We start from the raw sequence: 17427 nt of genomic DNA, 5'->3' as shown, positions 1-17427 counted from the left end.
GTCTCCCTTTTGGCGGATGGTCATTCCAGAGAGAGGCTCTATCAGAGCAGCGGGCCTGCGGCGATAGCTTGTCGTCCCGGCCTTGAGCCGGGATGACGTAAGCGTGAAGCCCTACCCCGCCGGCCGGAACGAATCCGCCCGGGCCATATCCCAGGCGTCGCGGAAGCGTGGATCGCTGGTGCCGTCGATCAGTTCGCCCGGTCGCAGCGACGGATAAAGTTTCGCGAACGTCAATGTATCGTTCGTGGAGGATCGCTGCGAGAAGTGGATCGGCCGCAACTGCTGCGGATGATCGAGGCCGGCGGCGGCGAGAAGTTCGGACAGGGCGTGCAGGGTGGCGTGATGGTAGGAATAGACCCGCTCGCTCTTGAGTGGCACCACCAACGCGCGGGCGCGGAGCGGGTCCTGGGTGGTCACCCCCGTCGGACAACGGTCGGTATGGCAGCTCAGCGACTGGATGCAGCCCAGCGCGAACATGAAGCCGCGCGCCGAATTGCACCAATCGGCGCCGATCGCCATGGCGCGCGCCATGTCGAAGGCCGTCGCAATCTTGCCGGAGGCACCGATGCGGATGCGGTCGCGCGCATTGATGCCGACCAGCGCGTTATGGACGAAATTGACACCCTCGCGCATCGGCATGCCCAGATGGTCCATGAATTCCAGCGGAGCGGCGCCGGTGCCGCCTTCATTGCCGTCGACCACGATGAAATCAGGGTAGATCCCGGTCTGCAGCATCGCCTTGCAGATGGCCAGGAACTCCCAGGGGTGGCCGATGCACAGCTTGAAGCCCGCGGGCTTGCCGCCGGACAAGCGCCGCATCTCACCGATGAAGGTCATCATTTCGAGCGGCGTCGAGAACGCGCGGTGAGTGGCCGGCGAGATGCAGTCTTCACCCATCGGCACGCCCCGGATCTTTGAAATCTCTTCCGAGACCTTGGCCGCCGGCAACACGCCGCCGTGTCCGGGCTTGGCGCCCTGGCTGATCTTGAGTTCGACCATCTTGATCTGGTCGTCGGAAGCAATGCGCGCGAACAATTCGGAATTGAAGCTGCCGTCGCGGTTGCGGCAACCGAAATAGCCGGACCCGATTTCCCAGATGATGTCGCCGCCGTTCTCGCGGTGGTAGGGACTGACGCCGCCCTCCCCGGTGTCGTGCGCGAACTCACCTTTCCTGGCGCCCGCATTCAGCGCGCGCACGGCATTTGGACTAAGCGCGCCAAAACTCATCGCCGAAATGTTGAACACCGAGGCCGAGTACGGCCTGGTGCAGTCCGGACCACCGATGGTGACGCGAAATTGCTCGACGACGCGAGCCTTCGGCGCCATCGAATGGTGCATCCATTCATAACCGTCGCGATAGACGTCTTCCTGGGTGCCGAACGGCCGCTTGTCGAGCTGCATCTTGGCGCGCTGATAGACCAGCGCGCGGGTATCGCGGGAGAACGGCATGCCGTCCTTCTCGCTCTCGAAGAAATACTGCCGCATCTCCGGCCGGATCTCTTCCAGCAGAAAACGGATGTGCGCGGAGATCGGATAATTCCGCAGGACCGCGTGGCTCTCTTGCGTCAGGTCGCGAATGCCGAGAAGGGTAAGCCCGCCGAAGATCACGATGGGAATCAGCAATATTTCCCACACCTTCAAATTTTGATCGAAGATGCCGATGCCGATCAGCAGTGCCGTGACGACCGCGCAGATCGTCAGCACGATGTAGCGTGGCGAGAACGGCATCAACAGTGTTTCCATGACATCCCCTCGGCCGGAATATTCTTACGGATTGTTCTTGTCCGCCAGCAGCTTAATCCAACCATTGGAATAAGCACCATACGATATACGGTCTAGCCATCACGGACGTGACAGGGGATCGCAAAAGATTTTGCCGAAGCCGGCGGTGGTTGAATCAATTGATCGGAAGCTGCTTTTGCAGTGCAGCGAAACCGTCGTGCCTCAGTGGCTGTGCAGCCGCATTTCGCCGGGAATCCTGCCCTGTTGCGGCCCATCGTGGGCCAGCCACGCATCCGTCGTGGCAATCGCGCGGTCGATGTGATCGGCGGTGCGCGAAAAATCGTAAGGTGATCCCACCAGCGGGCACAGCGGTGGCACCACGAAATATTCGATGCTGGGGTCGAGGCCCTCCAGCTCAATGACCAGTTGTCGTGCGATCAGCAGCGTCAGCGCGTGCAGCGCATTGGCGACCGCGCCGACGGGAGGTGCCTGCGTGGCGCAGGCGTGTCCGGTCGGCAAGATGATCAGCCGTTTGGCGCCTTTCTGAACCGCGACCTGGATCGGCGTGTTGCTGGAGATCGCACCATCGGCAAGATAGTAATTCTTGTAGGGGATCGGCGCGAAAGCGCCGGGGATCGCGGTCGAAGCAACGATCGCCTCCGAGGTCGAGCCTTCCGACAGCACTACGCTGTCGCCGGAAATGATGTCGGTGGTGACGATATGCACCGGCACCTTGGCGTCCTGCAGATTGCGGTAGGGAATGTGGTCGTCGATCAGCTTGCGGATGCCGTCGTGGGAAATCAGGAAATCGCGGCGCCACAGAAAGCTCAACACCGTGCGCCAATTCATCGGAAACACGTCATGCCGCGTCAATCCGCGCCAGATGTCGCCGAGCCGCTCCACGCCCTTGAGCGTCGGGTCGCCGGCATAGAAGGCGCCGTTGAGAGCGCCGACGCTGGAGCCGACCACCATATCGGCGGAAATTCCGTGGGCGGCGAGCGAATGCAGCATGCCGACCTGAATGGCGCCAAAACTGCCGCCGCCGGCGAACACAAAGGCAGTTTTCACCGGGCCGATCTGATCGCGTACCGACAACACCTGGCTCCCTGATCGCCGCGTCGGCACAGGCCGCATGGCGCTGGGAGGGTTATAGCAGCGGGGGAATGGGATGGGCTACTGGCCCTACGTCGTCCCGGCCTTGAGCCGGGACCCATACGCCGTGCCGTATCGGCAAAAGCACGGCGTTAGATATCTCTTAAAACAATTGCGGCCGCGTAGTATGGGTCCCGGCTCAAGGCCGGGACGACATCGTTAGCGTTCCACGAACGCCTTTTCGATCACGAAGTGACCGGGCTGGTTGTGGCTGCCTTCGAGGAAGTCGCGGCTCTCGAACAGCTGACGCAGTTCTTCCAGCATGCCGGGGCTGCCGCACATCATGATGCGGTCGGTCGCGATATCGAGCGGCGGCTGGTGGATGTCGTTGAACAACTGGTCCGAGGTGATCAGGTCGGTGATGCGGCCGCGATTGCGGAACGGCTCGCGGGTCACGGTCGGATAATACAGCAGCTTCTCGGACAATAGCGGTCCGAACAATTCGTCGTCGCGCAGCTTCGCGACCAGTTCCTCGCCATAAGCGAGTTCGGAAACCTGCCGGCAGCCATGAACCAGCACGATGGTTTCATAGCGCTCATAGACATCAGGATCCTTGATCAGGCTCGCGAACGGCGCGAGCCCGGTGCCGGTCGACAGCAGCAGCAGGCGCTTGCCCGGAATCAGATTGTCGGTGATCAGCGTTCCCGTCGCCTTGCGGCCGACCAGGATGGTGTCGCCTTCGCGGATCTTCTGCAGCTTCGAGGTCAGCGGCCCGTCCGCGACCTTGATCGAGAAGAACTCGAGTTCCTCCTCGTGATTGGCGCTCGCCATGCTGTAGGCGCGCAGCAGCGGCCGGCCCTCGACCTCGAGGCCGATCATCGCGAACTGCCCATTCTGGAAACGGAAGCCGGAATCGCGGGTGGCGGTGAAGCTGAAAAGCGTATCGGTCCAATGACGGACAGAAAGAACTTTCTCTCTATAGAACGCGCTCATGTGTTTTCGTTTTTCCTGACGTCTTGGTGTAGAACAATTCAGTTTCTTGCCGGGTTTTCGGGTCTCGAAACGACGAAAACCCCCGAAATCATTGGCGATTTGACGTTTCAATTGCGCCAAAGAGAGAGATAGTCAAGATCGATTACCGCACAATTGATAGCTCGGAATGGCAGTCGGTTTATTTTGCAGAAAGGTTCGATTGGTCTTCGTTAACGTAAGACGATACACGCAATTAACTTGCTGAAATCGGCGCTGATCTGGCAATAAATTGCTACGCAATCTTAGAACGCGTCAAAAGAGACCGCATGCGAAGCGTGAGAGAATTTCGACAAGGTAAACCGGGCTTTTATCCGGACCAGTCGATCTATGCCGAATTCGCCTGCGCCGAATTCGGATTAACCTTTCGCGATCTCGACGGCGGCTCGGGACTGATCTTCAGCATCGCTTCAACGGCAAAATCCCTGCATTTCGGCGCGGGTCGCTGCTCTTGGTATCCGCAGAACAACGCCACCGCCTCGACACTGGCTTCCGACAAATACTTCACCGGCAAAGTCCTTGACGAAGCCGGCGTGCGAACGATCGGCGGTGAATATTTCTTCCTGCACGATCGCTATCGTGCCCATCGACCATTGGGCCATGAGCGCGACGACGCGCTGGCATATCTTCGCAAGCTGGGCGGATCCGCCTTCGCCAAGCCGCTGACGGGATCGCGCGGCGACTTCGCACAAAGGATTCATGACGAAGCCGCGCTAAGCCGGTATCTCGACGACGTCGCGAAATATTACGACGCGGTCCTGATCCAGCCGATCGTCGAAGGCGTCGAGTTCCGGATATTCCTGCTCGGCGATGATGCACTGTATTGCGCGCGCAAATATCCGCCCTTCGTGTGCGGCGACGGCGTGCACACGCTGCGCGAATTATTCGCTGCCCATAACGATGCCCTTCGTGCCCGCGGCCTCTCGCCGGCGTCGTCCGGGGATAGCGACCCATCGCTCGACGCCGTGCTGCCGAAGGGCGAACGCCGCGACATTCCGGGCCGGATGAATCTGAGCGCAGGCGGAACGATGGTGCTGGAAGCAGCGCCTTCCGAAGCAGCGGTTATGCTGGCGAAAAAAGCCGCCCGCGCGCTCGGGCTTCGTGTCGCAGCCGTTGATCTGTTCGCCGGCATTGGCAGCGAGCCCGACGCCATGACCGTGATCGAAGTCAATTCCAATCCATCGATCCGGCTGCTGGAAGAATCCGATCGCGGCGATCTGATCCTGAAAATCTGGCATCACACGTTTCACGCGATGGGACTGCTCGGTGTTTGACCTTCCCAAATACGGCGACGGCATCTGCCTGGCGCGCCTGGCCGAATTGCTCGACGCGCTCGGGATCGATCGCGCACGGCTGCAGCGGAGTTCGGTCGTGGTGACTGGCTCGAACGGCAAGGGCAGCACGGCCGCAATGTGCGCCGCGATCGGTCGCGCCTATGGCCTGCGAACCGGCCTCTTCACCTCGCCGCACCTGCTGCGCTTCAATGAACGTATCCGGATCGACGATGCCGAGATCGGCGATGAAGATTTCGCGCGGTGCAAGCAAAGGGTTGAGACTGCCATCGCCGCGATTTCGCAGCAGCGCGGTGAACAATTCGGCGCCTTCGAGGCGCTGTTTGCACTCGCCTGTCTGCATTTCGAGGAGAGCGACTGCGAGTTCGCGGTGTTTGAGGCCGGCATCGGCGGCCGCTACGATCCCGTCCGCCTGGTTGGCGCACTTCAGACCTGCGTAACCTCGGTCGATTACGAGCATGTCGAACTGCTCGGCAACTCGCTGGAGCTGATCGTCTCCGACAAGAGCGATGCCTGCGCCAGTGGCGGCACCATCATCTATGGCGAGAACTGCCGGGGCCTGCGGCGCCATCTGCTCGAATATAATCGCTCTCGCGGGGTCACGTCGCTGTTCGTTCGCGACGAGATCGGCATCGACGGCGAGTCCGCGTCCCCGTCAGGACAGCGGTTCGATTACCAGTTCGGCGATCATGGCTATCGTTGCCTGGAAACGCGGCTGCTCGGCGCGGTCCAGTTCAACAATGCCGCGATATCAGCCACGCTGTTCCTGCTCTGGCTGCAGGCCGCCCAGCCGCGCAAGGCGCCGGAGCGGATCGAGCAAGCCATCCGCGCCGGCCTGCGCGAAACGCAATGGCCCGGCCGCCTCGAAATCATCGCGCAGGATCCATTGACGGTGATCGATGTCGGTCACACTCCCGACGGCATCCGGCAATCGCTCGCAAGTTTGAAAGCGATCCACGGCGACGATGACTGGATTCTCGTCACCGGCGCGTCCGGCGACAAGAAGGCCGGCGAGATCGTAGGCAGCCTGGCGCCGGCGTTCGATACGATCATTTGCACGGCGGCGTACCACAAGGGCGCGAAACCGCAGGACATCGCTGTCGCGGCGCGGCTCGCCAATCCTGCGGCGGATATTCATCTCGCCACCACGATCGAGGATGCGGTGCGGCTGGCCGGTGCGTTGGCAGCGTCTCGAAAGCGCAAACTATATGTCGCGGGCGGACTGTTCCTGGCGATCGAATACGCCACGGCCGCCCGTGGCGGCCGCGCGCAGGATTTGCGGTTCTTCTAAGTGTCTCGTCATGGCCGGGCTTATCCCGGCCATCCACGTCTTTCTTATCGCGGAGACTTGAGACGTGGATGCCCGGGACAAGCCCGGGCACGACGGAGGACAAGCCACGCCCCTAATTGGTTCCCCCGGCCGAGTCGTCGAGCACCTTGAAAGCCTCTTCGAGCTGCGGCGAGATCGCGACGCCGAGCTTCTCGCCGGTCGGCAACCGCCCCACGAACCATTTGTTGTAGAGCGGCACCAGATCGCGGCCCGAACCGAGTTTGCGGAAGGTGCGCTCGACCACCGCTTTCAACTGCGGCTCGCCCTTGCGGAACATGATGCCGTAGGGATCGTAGGACAGATATTCGCCCGTCACCTTGAACTGGGCCTGGGCCTTGTGCCGCGCGATCAGGCCGTAGAGCAGGATGTCGTCGGTGGCAAACGCATCGGCCTTGCCGTCCACCAGCATCTGGTAGGATTGCTCGTGGTCGGGCGAGGTCAGGATCTTGAGGCCGAGCGAGAACTTCTTGTCGACATTATGCATCGCCTGCTCGTTGGTGGTGCCTTTGGTGACCACCACCGTCTTGCCCTTCAGGTCCGTCGGCGCCGAGATCGTCGAGGCTTTGGGCACCATCAGCTTGGTGCCGGCCACGAACATCAGCGGCGAGAACGCCACCAGTCTGGCGCGTTCGGCATTGGCCGTGGTCGACCCGCATTCGAGGTCGATCTTGTTGTCCGTCACCGCCGCAATGCGATCGTCGGAGGTCACCTTGACGTACTCGATCTTGAGGTTCGCATCGTCGACCTCGACCCCGATTTCCTCGACGATCGCCTCGCATAGTTCGAGGCTGTAGCCGATCGGCCGGTTGGAGTGGTCGAGGAACGAAAACGGCGGCGAACTCTCGCGATAGCCGAGCCGCACCACATGCGTCCGCTTGATGTTGGCGAGCGTGGGGCTGAGCCCCTCGCTCACGGTCTGGGCCGCCGCCGGCGTTGCCAGCAGACATGCTGCCAGCAACAGGCCAACTGCCGCTATCGGCCTACGCGCAAGGCCTCTTGCATGTTCTCTTGTAGGTCCTCTTGGGAACTGATGCATGCATCTCTCCCATCAATGCGTGGCCGGGACGGGGTCACCGGGAACGGCATCCGATGGGACCACGTCATCGGGGCCAAGCTCGTGCTCGGGTTTGAGCTCGCCTTCCCATTTCGCGACCACGGCGGTGGCGAGCGAATTGCCGATCACGTTGGTGGCGCTGCGCCCCATGTCGAGGAACGTATCGATACCCATGATCATCAACAGACCCGCCTCGGGAATACCGAACTGGCTGAGCGTCGAGGCGATCACCACCAGGGACGCGCGGGGAACACCTGCGACCCCCTTCGAGGTGATCATCAGCGTTGCCAGCATCGCAAGCTGGGTCCCGAGCGGCATGTCGATGTGATAGGTCTGCGCGATAAACACGCTCGCGAAGGTACAGTACATCATGGTGCCGTCGAGGTTGAACGAGTAGCCCAGCGGCAGCACGAAGCTCGAGATCCGCGACGACGCCCCGAACCGGTTGAGCCCTTCGAGCGTCTTCGGATAGGCAGCCTCCGACGACGCGGTCGAGAACGCGATCATCAGCGGCTCGCGGATCAGCCGCAGCAGGTTCTTGTATCTCGGCCCGATCACGACGAAGCCGACGATGATCAGGATCATCCAGAGGATCGCCAGCGACAGATAGAAGCCGCCCATGAAGACGATCAGCTTCCACAGGACGCCGAGGCCGTTCTTCGCCACCGTCGCCATGATCGCCGCCCATACCGCCAGCGGCGCGAACAGCATCACATAGCCGGTGACCTTGAGCATGATGTGGGCGAGATCGTCGATCAGCGACAGGATCGGCTTCCCGCGTTCTTCCGGCATTGCGCCGAGCGCGACCGCAAAGAACACCGCGAACACCACGATCTGCAGAATTTCATTCTGCGCCATCGCATCCGCGATCGAGGTCGGAATCAAATGCGTCAGGAATTTTTCGAACGAGAACGCCGACACCGGCAATCCGGTCGATTGCGACTTGTCGGGCAGCGTGCCGGGGAAGTTCGCGCCGGGCTCCAGCAGGTTGACCATGATAAGGCCGAGCAGCAACGAGACGAACGAGGCGGTGACGAACCAGCCCATGGTCTTCGCAAAGATCCGGCCGAGCCTCGAGCCGGAACCCATATGGGCGATGCCGCCGACCAGCGTGGCGAACACCAATGGCGCGATGATCATCTTGATCAGGCGCAGGAACAGCATGGCGATCAGGTTTACGTCGGCCGCGATCGCCACCCGGTTGTCGGGCATGTAGTTGAAGACGACGGTCCCCATCACGATACCAAGCGCCATCGCGATCAGGATGTATTGTGTGAACCTGCTCGACATTTTTTTGACCCCCGTTTTCTTCCGGCAACCTTAAGTTTGGCAGATTTGGAGGGGCGTGCAACAAACTTGCGACAATTTACACACTTGCCGAAATGTTCCAGTTGTGGGCCACGCGCGCGGCGACTAGCCTTCGGTGCAGCGCACAACATGTGCAATCGGTCGCCCGATATGCGATCAACTGCATCAAGAACGATCAAGCCGAGGGAGAGAACGCCATGAACGCTACCGTCAATCGCCAGATCCTGCTGGTGGAAAAGCCGACCGGAAAACTCGGGCCCGAGCATTTCAAGATGTCGGAGGGCGCGGTGCCGGAGCCGAAGGACGGCGAGGTGCTGGTGCGGGCGCGCTATATCTCGCTCGACGCCGCCAACCGCGCCTGGATGCACGGCGCCACCTATCGCGCCGCGGTCGAGGCCAACACCGTGATGGCCGGCGGCGGCATCGCCGAAGTTGTATCGTCGAAAGCCCCAGGCCTCAGCCCCGGCGACATCGTGTTCGGCGACACCGGCTGGCAGGATTACGCGGCGGTGCCCGCAAAGCATTTGACAAAAATGCCCCGGATGGAGCCGATGACGCATCTGCTCAGTGTCTACGGCATCGCCGGCCTCACCGCCTATTTCGGCCTGCTCCATGTCGGCAAGCCCAAAGAGGGTGAGACCGTCGTGGTCTCGGCCGCCGCCGGCTCGGTCGGCTCGATCGTCGGCCAGATTGCCAAGATCAAAGGGTGCCACGTCGTCGGCATCGCCGGCGGTAAGGACAAGTGTAACTGGCTCACCAGCGAACTCGGCTTCGACGCCGCGGTCGATTACAAGGACGGCGCGACCTACAAGGCGCTGCGGGCAGCGGCGCCGAAGGGCATCGACGTCTATTTCGACAATGTCGGCGGCGACATTCTGGAGGCCTGCATCGCGCTGATGAACAACCGCGGCCGCATCTCCTGCTGCGGCGCGATCTCGCAATATGACGGCGTGCCGTCGGCGACCGGCCCGCGCGGGGTGCCCGGCCTGATCGTGGTGAAGCGCCTGATCATGCAGGGCTTCATCGTGATGGACTACATGAACGAGCGCGACCAGGCCTTGAAGGACCTGCAGTCCTGGGTCGCTTCCGGCAAATTGAAAGTCCAGGAAGACGTCATCAACGGCCTCGAGAATACGCCGCAGGCGCTGATCGGGTTATTGGCCGGCGAGAACCGCGGCAAGCGGATGGTGAAGGTGTAATTTCGACGCTTGTTGGGAAGATGCGTCGCGTTGTGGGCTGCATACATCGCTAAGCTCCGGTCAGGTGCATGAACTCGTGAGATCACGCTCGCACCTGCCCGGCTTGCATCAGGTGTCGTGATGATTGAGGCGCATGTTCGTCCCGGGTTCATGGAAATCGACCTGACTTCCGAGCAGGGATCGGCGCTTCAACGTGCCGTCTCGGACCGCTATGGGTCGAAGATCGCGCAGTCGGCGCGCCTCGCGCGGCGAATTTTCTTGGTTCGCTCGCCGTGGGCACCCGGCCTTCGCTTTGTCGGCGCCGAGACATGGCCCCAGGCGCCGCACGGAGCTTTATCCGATCCGATCTCATTCAGCCTGAGCGGATCGGGGGAAAGGCTCGAAGAAGCGTTCGTATCCTGTGTGGGCGAGGGAATCGACAGGCTGGCGCAGATCGAGTGTCCAGGGGACGTCACGACCGTCGCTGATTTCCCCGCGGTAACCAGCCAGGTGCCAAGCAGCGTTGCTGCGGCGATCGAGCAGGACATGGCCGATCAGAAGCTGACGAAATCCACGCCGCTCGCATGGGCAAGAGGAAAACTGCTCGATACGGAACAGGCCTTCGATAGCTGCCGTGATGTGCTGATTCCGGCCGACTGGTGCTTTCGGCGTACGGATGCAACACCGTGCCTGAAGCCTCGCACAGCGCTTAGCGTAGGCGTCGCAGCCGGTCCGACGTTTGAGTGGGCAGCTTCGCGAGCGCTCCTTGAATTGATCGAGCGCGATGCGGCGAGCCTCTGGTGGCAGGGCGGGCGCCGCGGCAAGGCGATAGCGCTCGATGATCCGGCGATGGGTGAAATTGTGCGGCTGATGCGCGCTTTGCGGCAACAGACGGACGATCGCACCTCATGGCTGCTCGACATCACCACCGACGTCGGAATTCCAGTCATTGCCGCGTTGTCCTGCGACAAGGATGGCCGGCAGCTGGCTTACGGATTATCCGCCCGGCTTTCGATCGAGGAGGCCGCACGCGGAGCAATTCTGGAGCTTTGTCAAACCGAGCTGGCGATCCTGTTCGCCAGGATCAAGCGGGACGAAGCCGGCGAGCAAATGCTCTCGCCCAGCGATCGCGCTCATGTCGAACGTATCGCGGCTATTCACGCCGAATGTGACCTCCTCCATTCCGTCCATCTGAGGGTGTATAATGATACCCCAGCAACGGGATCCGAGCTTTCGCTTGTCGGGAGAGCGATGGCCACGTCCGGAATTGAGGCAGTTTTGGTCGACATGACCCGGCCGCAATTCGACATTCCCGTCGTACGCGCGATAGCTCCGGCGCTGCAGCCGATGCCATCCAGAATTATGACGGATCGGCTGGTGCGTGCGTGCCGCGACCATGGCGGGGGCAACCGTTACACTGGAGGCCTGACGTTGATGGAATAGCCAAGGGTCAATGGAACCGGCCTCGGTAGTATGATAAGTCGCGGGTGATCAGCGTTGAAAACCGTGACAGACCCATGGGGCTACGAAGCGGAGCGTCAACAGGCGAAAGCGGCGGTGGTGCCAACAGCCCTGCCCTGCACGTTCGTTTGCTTGGCAAATTGTCGTTGCTTGTCAACGACAATGAGATCGAGCTGCTGAGCCGCAAGACCAAAGCTTTGCTGGGATATTTGGCGCTGACCGAAGCCCAGGAGGAAAGCCGTGATCGCCTGATCGGCCTGTTCTGGAGTGAATCGTCGGAGGAGCGCGCGCGCGCATCATTGCGGCAGGCTCTCCACGAAATCCGCAACGCCTTTCTGCCCAGCGGGTTTGAAGGATTTCATACCGACAAACTTGTTGTCGCACTCGATCGTACGCAAATCCGGGTCGATCTGATCGATGTCCTCAAGGATGCGGTCAACGGATCGCCAAATCCCGTACTGCTGAAGCAACAGGACCTGATCGACCATATCCTGGCCGAAGTCGAGAGTAGTGATCCTGCGCTCCAGACGTGGGTGCTGGCAAAGCGGCAGACCATCCGCGATCAGCTCATCCGGCACCTGGAGACCGCACTTCGCGGGCATACCAAGGTCACCGGGATAGGTCGCGATATCGCGGTAGCGATTATCAATCTCGACCAGACCCACGAAGAAGCGTGTCGATATTTGATTCGCGCGCATGTTGCAGACGGCGCGATCGGCAGTGCTCTCAGGGTATACAAGACGTTGTGGGACCTGCTGGAAGCAGACTATGACGTCGAGCCGACCCAGCAGACTCAGGATTTGATCGCCGAGGTAAAAGCAGCGCTGCCGTTCAGTGGAGCCTCCTCAAACGCCGCCGACGTGCCGATCCCGCAACCGGAGGCCCCCGCTGATATCAAGCCGGCAACGGACCCGCCGCGGTCTGCTTCGCCGGCGGGGCTGGATGTCGACCAGCTGTTGGCGGCACGCGAACCCAGGCTCATTCTCTCGGTGGGCCCGTTTGTGCTGTCGAGCCACGACTCCAAGCGAGACTACATGGCTCAGGGCTTCCGCCGCGAGTTGATAGCCTGCTTCGTCCGCTTTCGCGAATGGCACATCCGCGACTGGACCAGCCCGCCGACAGACCACGTACCGGAAGGCCCAAAGGATGAATTCATCCTTGACGCAGGCGGCTTCGAAACCCGGAAGGCGCTGCATTTGGTGCTGACGCTGCGCGACGGCACGACCGGAACCTATCTGTGGAGCGAAAGCCTCACATTGACCCTCGAGAATTGGCACCAGGCCCAACAAAATCTGGTACGTCGCATCGCTTCCGCCTTGAACGTGCATGTTTCGGCGGAACGGATGAACCGGATCACGACCCGGCAAGTCAAGGACCTGAAGGCATACGACATCTGGCTGTTCGGCCAGGCCACATTGCTCGGCTTCGACCCGCAGCGATGGGACAATGCAGCGGATCTGTTTCGACAGGTCGTGCAACAGATGCCGGATTTTGCGCCGGCTCATTCCAGCCTCGCGCAATTGAACAACTCCTATCATATCGTCAAGCCGGGAACTGCGCGCGACGCCAATCGAACCATGCAGGCGCTCGCTTATGCGCAGGAAGCGGTGCGCCTCGATCCGCTCGATTCACGCAGCCAGCTTTGTCTTGGATGGTCGCATGCGATGGCGAAGCATTACGAGCAGGCGATGATCTACATTCCGCTCGCGCACGGACTGAACGACAACGACCCTTGGACGCTGGTTTCGGCAGCCAATTGCTACGCATTCTGCGGCCGCGACAAGGAAGCGGCCGAAATTGTTGACTCAATGTTGCAACGCAAGGCAACGGTCGCGCCAACCGCGCTGCAATGGGCGTATCACACAGCCGTCCGCTTCATGATCGGAGATTACGAAAGCTGCGTAGCGGCGGCTGATTTCGCCGGCGATCTCAACGCAAACGTCCCCGGCCTGAAGGCTGCCGCGCTTTACCACCTCGGCCGCAAGCAAGAAGCCGCGGCCGAGCTCAATCGCTTCTTTAGCATCGTTCAAAGCCGCTGGTCGGCGGAACAGCCGGCTACGCCGGCGGCCATGACGCGCTGGTTTCTGCACCTTTTCCCGATCGCGAAACCAGAGAGTTGGGCACGGTTGCGCGACGGCATCGAGGGTGCCGGTGCGCCCACCGAAGGCCTGTTTCATCACCAATGGTGATGAAACAGCACGCGGCGCTCATCCGCAGTTTCGAATCGAATAATCTCCAATGCGAGCAGCATGCAGGTCGAGCAGACCCGCCTTCCTCATTTCCGGTAACGGGGCGCTGAAGAAATCTTCGTAAAACCGCGGCATCGGGTAAAGCGCGTCCTTCTTGTTCAGGTCGGCCTCGGTGTCCTCGATCATCGATTTTGGCGGCAACTTTATCACCGCGGTTTGCGAACTGTATTGAACGATTTCCAGACCGACCATATCGTCTGGAAACTTGATGATCAGTCCGATATCCGCGGCTTGCGCCAATAGTTCTTCCATGGTCCGCGGTATCGCCGGCGCCGGCCTCTCTGGGGCAATGTAATTTTTTCCGGTCGCCCAGGACTTCACAAGCTTGCCCCAAAGGATGTCATCGTGGATCTCCAGTTTGGTGCCCATCACTATCTCCGATCTATCGATGAATTCAGATCAACGCATGCCGTCAGGCCGGCGCCGTCGACCGAACTGGCCTAGGTGGATGCCGCTCAGCCGCAATTGCGTATCGAATAATCGCCGATCCGCGCCGCATGAAGATCGAAGAGTTGATCTCTGGAAAGCGCGGGAAGCGGGACCTCAAAGAATTCCTCGTAGAATTTGGGCATCGGGTAGACCGCACCGGGCTGCTCCAGCGTGGCCTCGGTGGCTTCCACCATCGCCTTCGGTGGCAGTTTGATCACGGCGGTTTGCGGGCTGTATTGGATCACCGCTAATCCGACCATTCCGTCCGGAAACGTGATGTGCAGGCCGACGTCGCGGGCGGTCTGCAACAGATCCTCCAGCGTTCGAGGGATCGCGATGGCGTCGCGATCCGGATGGATATAATTACGCCCGGTCGCCCATGATTTCACCAGCTTGCCCCACAGGATGTCATTGTCGATCACGAGAGTATCACCCATGTCTTCCTCCATTGTTGACTAGATGTGCGGTTTGGTCATTGAGGCGGATGTTCGTCACTGCGCGGTTCAAGGATTCCGTTTGACTTCATGAACGTCAGGAGATCGTCGAAGGTTACGATCTCCGGTATTATGGAGATCGCCGCCGCCGGAACTCCAAGTCTTTGCAACGGCCCCAGCTGCGCCTTGAGTTCGCGCAAGGGATTGAATTCAGAATCCGCGACCATCAGCGGATATTTCAGCATGGCGCCCACGACCGTCTCCGCAATGATGATCGAGCCGAGTGGTCCGAGACGCAATCCCTGGTGCTTTTTCTTGGCTTCGTACAGAACGAAGAACGGCAGCGGCGGATCCTGCACGATCGCAGCGATGTCGTCGTCAGTGAATTGTTCCGATATGCCTCCCGGATCGGCTGTCTTCTTCAGCCATTCGGTCAAACCGGAAATGTGCTCATCATACATCGGAAGAAAATTGGAAAGCTCGGTACCTTTTTCGGCGCTTCTGAGCCGCAGTTTGTCGATCAATTTGGGAACCGACCAAACCCTGGCAAAGACTGAACTCACGAGATCGCGATTGGGCAGTCCGGCGATGTCGCCGCGCCCATCTCGGTTGGGCATCATGGGCGCAAAATAGAATCCGCTCTTTGCAAGCGACGAGAAATGAGGAAGGAGCCGGCGGCTGTGGTTCACGGGCTCATGGCCGTTGACCTTGAAGAACCGCTCCCAATTGACGATCCAATCCTCGGTCAGCGGGACGAACCCCGGAGAACGCCGCGAGTTGAACTGCATCGCTCGACCGGCGTCGAGCGGCTCGTCCAATGCATCCTTCACGACGTATGTGTCGCGAAACATCGCGTGCCCGCAGCGAAAAGCTCCGTGAGAAAATTCAACGGGAATCTTGCCGAGCTCCGCTGCATCGTCGGACAGAAGATTGCCGGGATTGATCTCGGGCAGAAAATAGTATCGGTAAACGGAAGAATCGAGCAGCTGATAGAGCACGTCCTTGATGATGATCTTTCGGTAAATCAAGGTCAGGACGAAACGCGCGCAAATGAGGTTGCGATAGGCATCCGGCGCGGTCGATGGTGGAAGCACCGAATCGATCTGATCCAGTATGAAATTGTGCATCCGATGAAAGAGAAGGGTCATCTGGGCGATAAGCGCCTGATCCTCATTGCGGGCGTCGGCTATCAGCGCCTCCGTGCGCAGGCAACGCGGAGCGCCACCGGGGTTGGCTAGTCCGTCGTCCCTGACGTCCACCGGCATCGCCCGGCCGACATCCGCAAATGGCGTGTTGGCCGTAGATCCGGAACGGGTTTGCGCACGACCGCAACGCAACTTTGTGCGCGGCATGAATCCACGGGATTGCATGCACACCCGGCTGTATTCGTACGCATGCGGACTGATATCGGGACCCCCGCCGTAAATCGTATCCAGGGTCAGGGGCTGCTGTCTGGTATTTTGAAACCCGAAGCGGCGGCCCTGTGTGGCGGCGAGCGAGATGGACGTGTTCACCATGTCATGGGTAATGAGCTGCAGAAAATAGGTGTACCCGGACGGGATGTTCGGATTGTCCTCGGGCTCCGGATCGTTGACTTTTTCCCGGTTGATGCGAGCGGCCAGCTTGCGCATGAGAATGCGCAGATCGGCCGGGTTCTTGCCTGCCCCGAATACCGAGGAGTCGGACAGCGGAAACAGATTTCGCATGCCGTCAAGATTGCTGTCGGCACCGAGCTCTCGGGGGCCGCCCTCGAGCTCGGGGATCACTGAAAGATTCACGCCGTGCATGGGTTGTGTCCCTCCTGGTTCGAAAGCGATTAGGCCACGGCAGCGTCAATTCAGCGTCAAGAGGCGGTAAAGCAATGAATTTGCTGCTCTTTTATCGGGGGTATTCACCGGCGAACTCGCACTGAAAGACGTGTACCGGCTGGCACATGTTGCGAAACTGCTGCATGCCGGAATCCTGCAGCGGCAATCGGAGGCCCGCCTGCACGCGCTTCGCCACCTCGTCCGTCATCGCGATTCCGCCCGGAGGAGCCACGGCTTGCAGCCTTGCCGCGACGTTGACGTCATGGCCATAGATGTCTTCCGGATCGGCAATGATGTTGCCGCAGCTTAGCCCGATGCGGAAGACGATCTGTCGATCGGCGGACGTGCCCTTGCAGCGCTCAGCCATGCCCTGCTGTATCTGGACGGCGCAACGCACCGCATTCAGCGCGCAGCGGAATTCAGCGAGAACGCCGTCTCCCGTCGACTTCACAAACCTTGCGCGATGTTCGGCAATCTTCGGGTCAAGTAACTCCCGGCGATGCGATTTATAGAGCAGATAGGTACGCTCCTCGTTCAGGCTCGTGAGCCGGGAATATTCGACGACGTCTGCTGCAAGCACCGTTCCCCACCTGCGGTCGGGAAAGTGCGGAACTGGCTCGATTGCGGGCAAACTGGTAACCGCAGTGAAGTGCTCTACACGCATCTTCGACTCCATCTGTTTGCGCTTCCCATTCCGTTCGAAACGTTGCTGCGATGACCCGCAACTCGTCTCATTGTTCGGATTGACGACAATCTGGCAGGCCTGCGTCATCCGAGCGTTAGCTGAAGGGAAGCAGTGCCGATTGGCGGGGAAACGTCGATTTTGACGCCTCCTTTGCGCTCCTGCACCGATTGGAAGCGGCCAAGCGGCCTGGTTCCGCGTCCGGCCAAAACGGCTGCCGGGCCGCGGGACGCAACGAGAGGGTAGCGATCCGCTTTCGCGTCGCGTCCAGCGATTGATGTGATCCGACCTTCAGGTGCAGAGCGAGCCTGTGCGGTCCGCGCAGGCGCGTGTTGGAGGCTCGGCTGTCCGGAGTGCAT

Annotated in this window: 14 protein-coding genes; 5 read left to right on the top strand and 9 right to left on the bottom strand. The window is 60.6% G+C overall.

Annotated features, from left to right (window positions below):
* Positions 1 to 111: 111 nt before the first annotated feature.
* From JQ641_RS23840 to JQ641_RS23830, 3 genes are all read right to left on the bottom strand, one after another.
* A complete protein-coding gene (locus tag JQ641_RS23840; protein ID WP_211998334.1) occupies positions 112 to 1743 on the bottom strand; it encodes an FMN-binding glutamate synthase family protein in 1632 nt (543 codons plus the stop codon).
* 201 nt (positions 1744 to 1944) lie between these two features.
* A complete protein-coding gene (locus JQ641_RS23835) occupies positions 1945 to 2817 on the bottom strand; it encodes a patatin-like phospholipase family protein (protein WP_249150630.1) in 873 nt (290 codons plus the stop codon).
* A gap of 216 nt (positions 2818 to 3033) precedes the next feature.
* Positions 3034 to 3807: a ferredoxin--NADP reductase gene (locus JQ641_RS23830; protein WP_192739262.1), complete on the bottom strand. Its 774-nt coding sequence runs from the start codon at positions 3805 to 3807 to the stop codon at positions 3034 to 3036.
* A gap of 305 nt (positions 3808 to 4112) precedes the next feature.
* Here JQ641_RS23830 and JQ641_RS23825 point away from each other — a divergent pair, with 305 nt between their 5' ends.
* Positions 4113 to 5117: an ATP-grasp domain-containing protein gene (locus tag JQ641_RS23825; protein WP_211998332.1), complete on the top strand. Its 1005-nt coding sequence runs from the start codon at positions 4113 to 4115 to the stop codon at positions 5115 to 5117.
* Complete coding sequence (locus tag JQ641_RS23820; protein ID WP_211998331.1) at positions 5110 to 6426, top strand: bifunctional folylpolyglutamate synthase/dihydrofolate synthase; 1317 nt, start codon at positions 5110 to 5112, stop codon at positions 6424 to 6426. The genes JQ641_RS23825 and JQ641_RS23820 overlap by 8 nt, the downstream gene beginning before the upstream one ends.
* A 112-nt stretch (positions 6427 to 6538) precedes the next feature.
* Here the strand turns inward: JQ641_RS23820 and JQ641_RS23815 are convergent, their stop codons facing one another.
* Together JQ641_RS23815 and JQ641_RS23810 are read right to left on the bottom strand one after the other, a co-directional pair.
* Positions 6539 to 7501, bottom strand: coding sequence for an amino acid ABC transporter substrate-binding protein (locus JQ641_RS23815; RefSeq protein WP_211998330.1), 963 nt, complete (start codon positions 7499 to 7501; stop codon positions 6539 to 6541).
* Positions 7502 to 7513: 12 nt separating this feature from the next.
* A complete protein-coding gene (locus JQ641_RS23810; protein WP_211998329.1) occupies positions 7514 to 8809 on the bottom strand; it encodes a dicarboxylate/amino acid:cation symporter in 1296 nt (431 codons plus the stop codon).
* Positions 8810 to 9024: 215 nt separating this feature from the next.
* On the opposite strand from JQ641_RS23810, the gene JQ641_RS23805 reads away from it, so the two are divergent.
* The 3 genes from JQ641_RS23805 to JQ641_RS23795 all read left to right on the top strand — a co-directional run bounded on the left by JQ641_RS23805 (position 9025) and on the right by JQ641_RS23795 (position 13655).
* Entirely contained in the window at positions 9025 to 10026 is a 1002-nt protein-coding gene (locus JQ641_RS23805) for an NADP-dependent oxidoreductase (protein ID WP_211998328.1), read from the top strand.
* Positions 10027 to 10146: 120 nt separating this feature from the next.
* The gene (locus tag JQ641_RS23800) at positions 10147 to 11448 is read left to right on the top strand and encodes a YcaO-like family protein (protein WP_211998327.1); all 1302 of its coding nucleotides are present in this window, start codon (positions 10147 to 10149) and stop codon (positions 11446 to 11448) included.
* A 44-nt stretch (positions 11449 to 11492) separates the two neighbouring features.
* Complete coding sequence (locus tag JQ641_RS23795) at positions 11493 to 13655, top strand: AfsR/SARP family transcriptional regulator (RefSeq protein WP_211998326.1); 2163 nt, start codon at positions 11493 to 11495, stop codon at positions 13653 to 13655.
* 18 nt (positions 13656 to 13673) lie between these two features.
* Here the strand turns inward: JQ641_RS23795 and JQ641_RS23790 are convergent, their stop codons facing one another.
* From JQ641_RS23790 to JQ641_RS23775, 4 genes are all read right to left on the bottom strand, one after another.
* Positions 13674 to 14084, bottom strand: a complete 411-nt coding sequence (locus JQ641_RS23790; protein ID WP_211998325.1) for a hypothetical protein — start codon at positions 14082 to 14084, stop codon at positions 13674 to 13676.
* 86 nt (positions 14085 to 14170) lie between these two features.
* Positions 14171 to 14581, bottom strand: coding sequence for a hypothetical protein (locus JQ641_RS23785; protein ID WP_211998324.1), 411 nt, complete (start codon positions 14579 to 14581; stop codon positions 14171 to 14173).
* Between the two features lie 35 nt (positions 14582 to 14616).
* Positions 14617 to 16365 (bottom strand): peroxidase family protein, encoded by a 1749-nt coding sequence (locus JQ641_RS23780; RefSeq protein ID WP_211998323.1) that lies wholly within the window; start codon positions 16363 to 16365, stop codon positions 14617 to 14619.
* Positions 16366 to 16456: 91 nt separating this feature from the next.
* Entirely contained in the window at positions 16457 to 17062 is a 606-nt protein-coding gene (locus JQ641_RS23775) for an adenylate/guanylate cyclase domain-containing protein (RefSeq protein ID WP_211998322.1), read from the bottom strand.
* Between the last annotated feature and the right edge of the window lie 365 nt (positions 17063 to 17427).

The sequence above is a fragment of the Bradyrhizobium sp. JYMT SZCCT0180 genome (assembly GCF_018130165.1).
Classification (GTDB): Bacteria; Pseudomonadota; Alphaproteobacteria; order Rhizobiales; family Xanthobacteraceae; genus Bradyrhizobium.
Note: the sequence above shows the minus strand (reverse complement) of the source record. Positions and strands in the feature narration are given on the sequence as shown.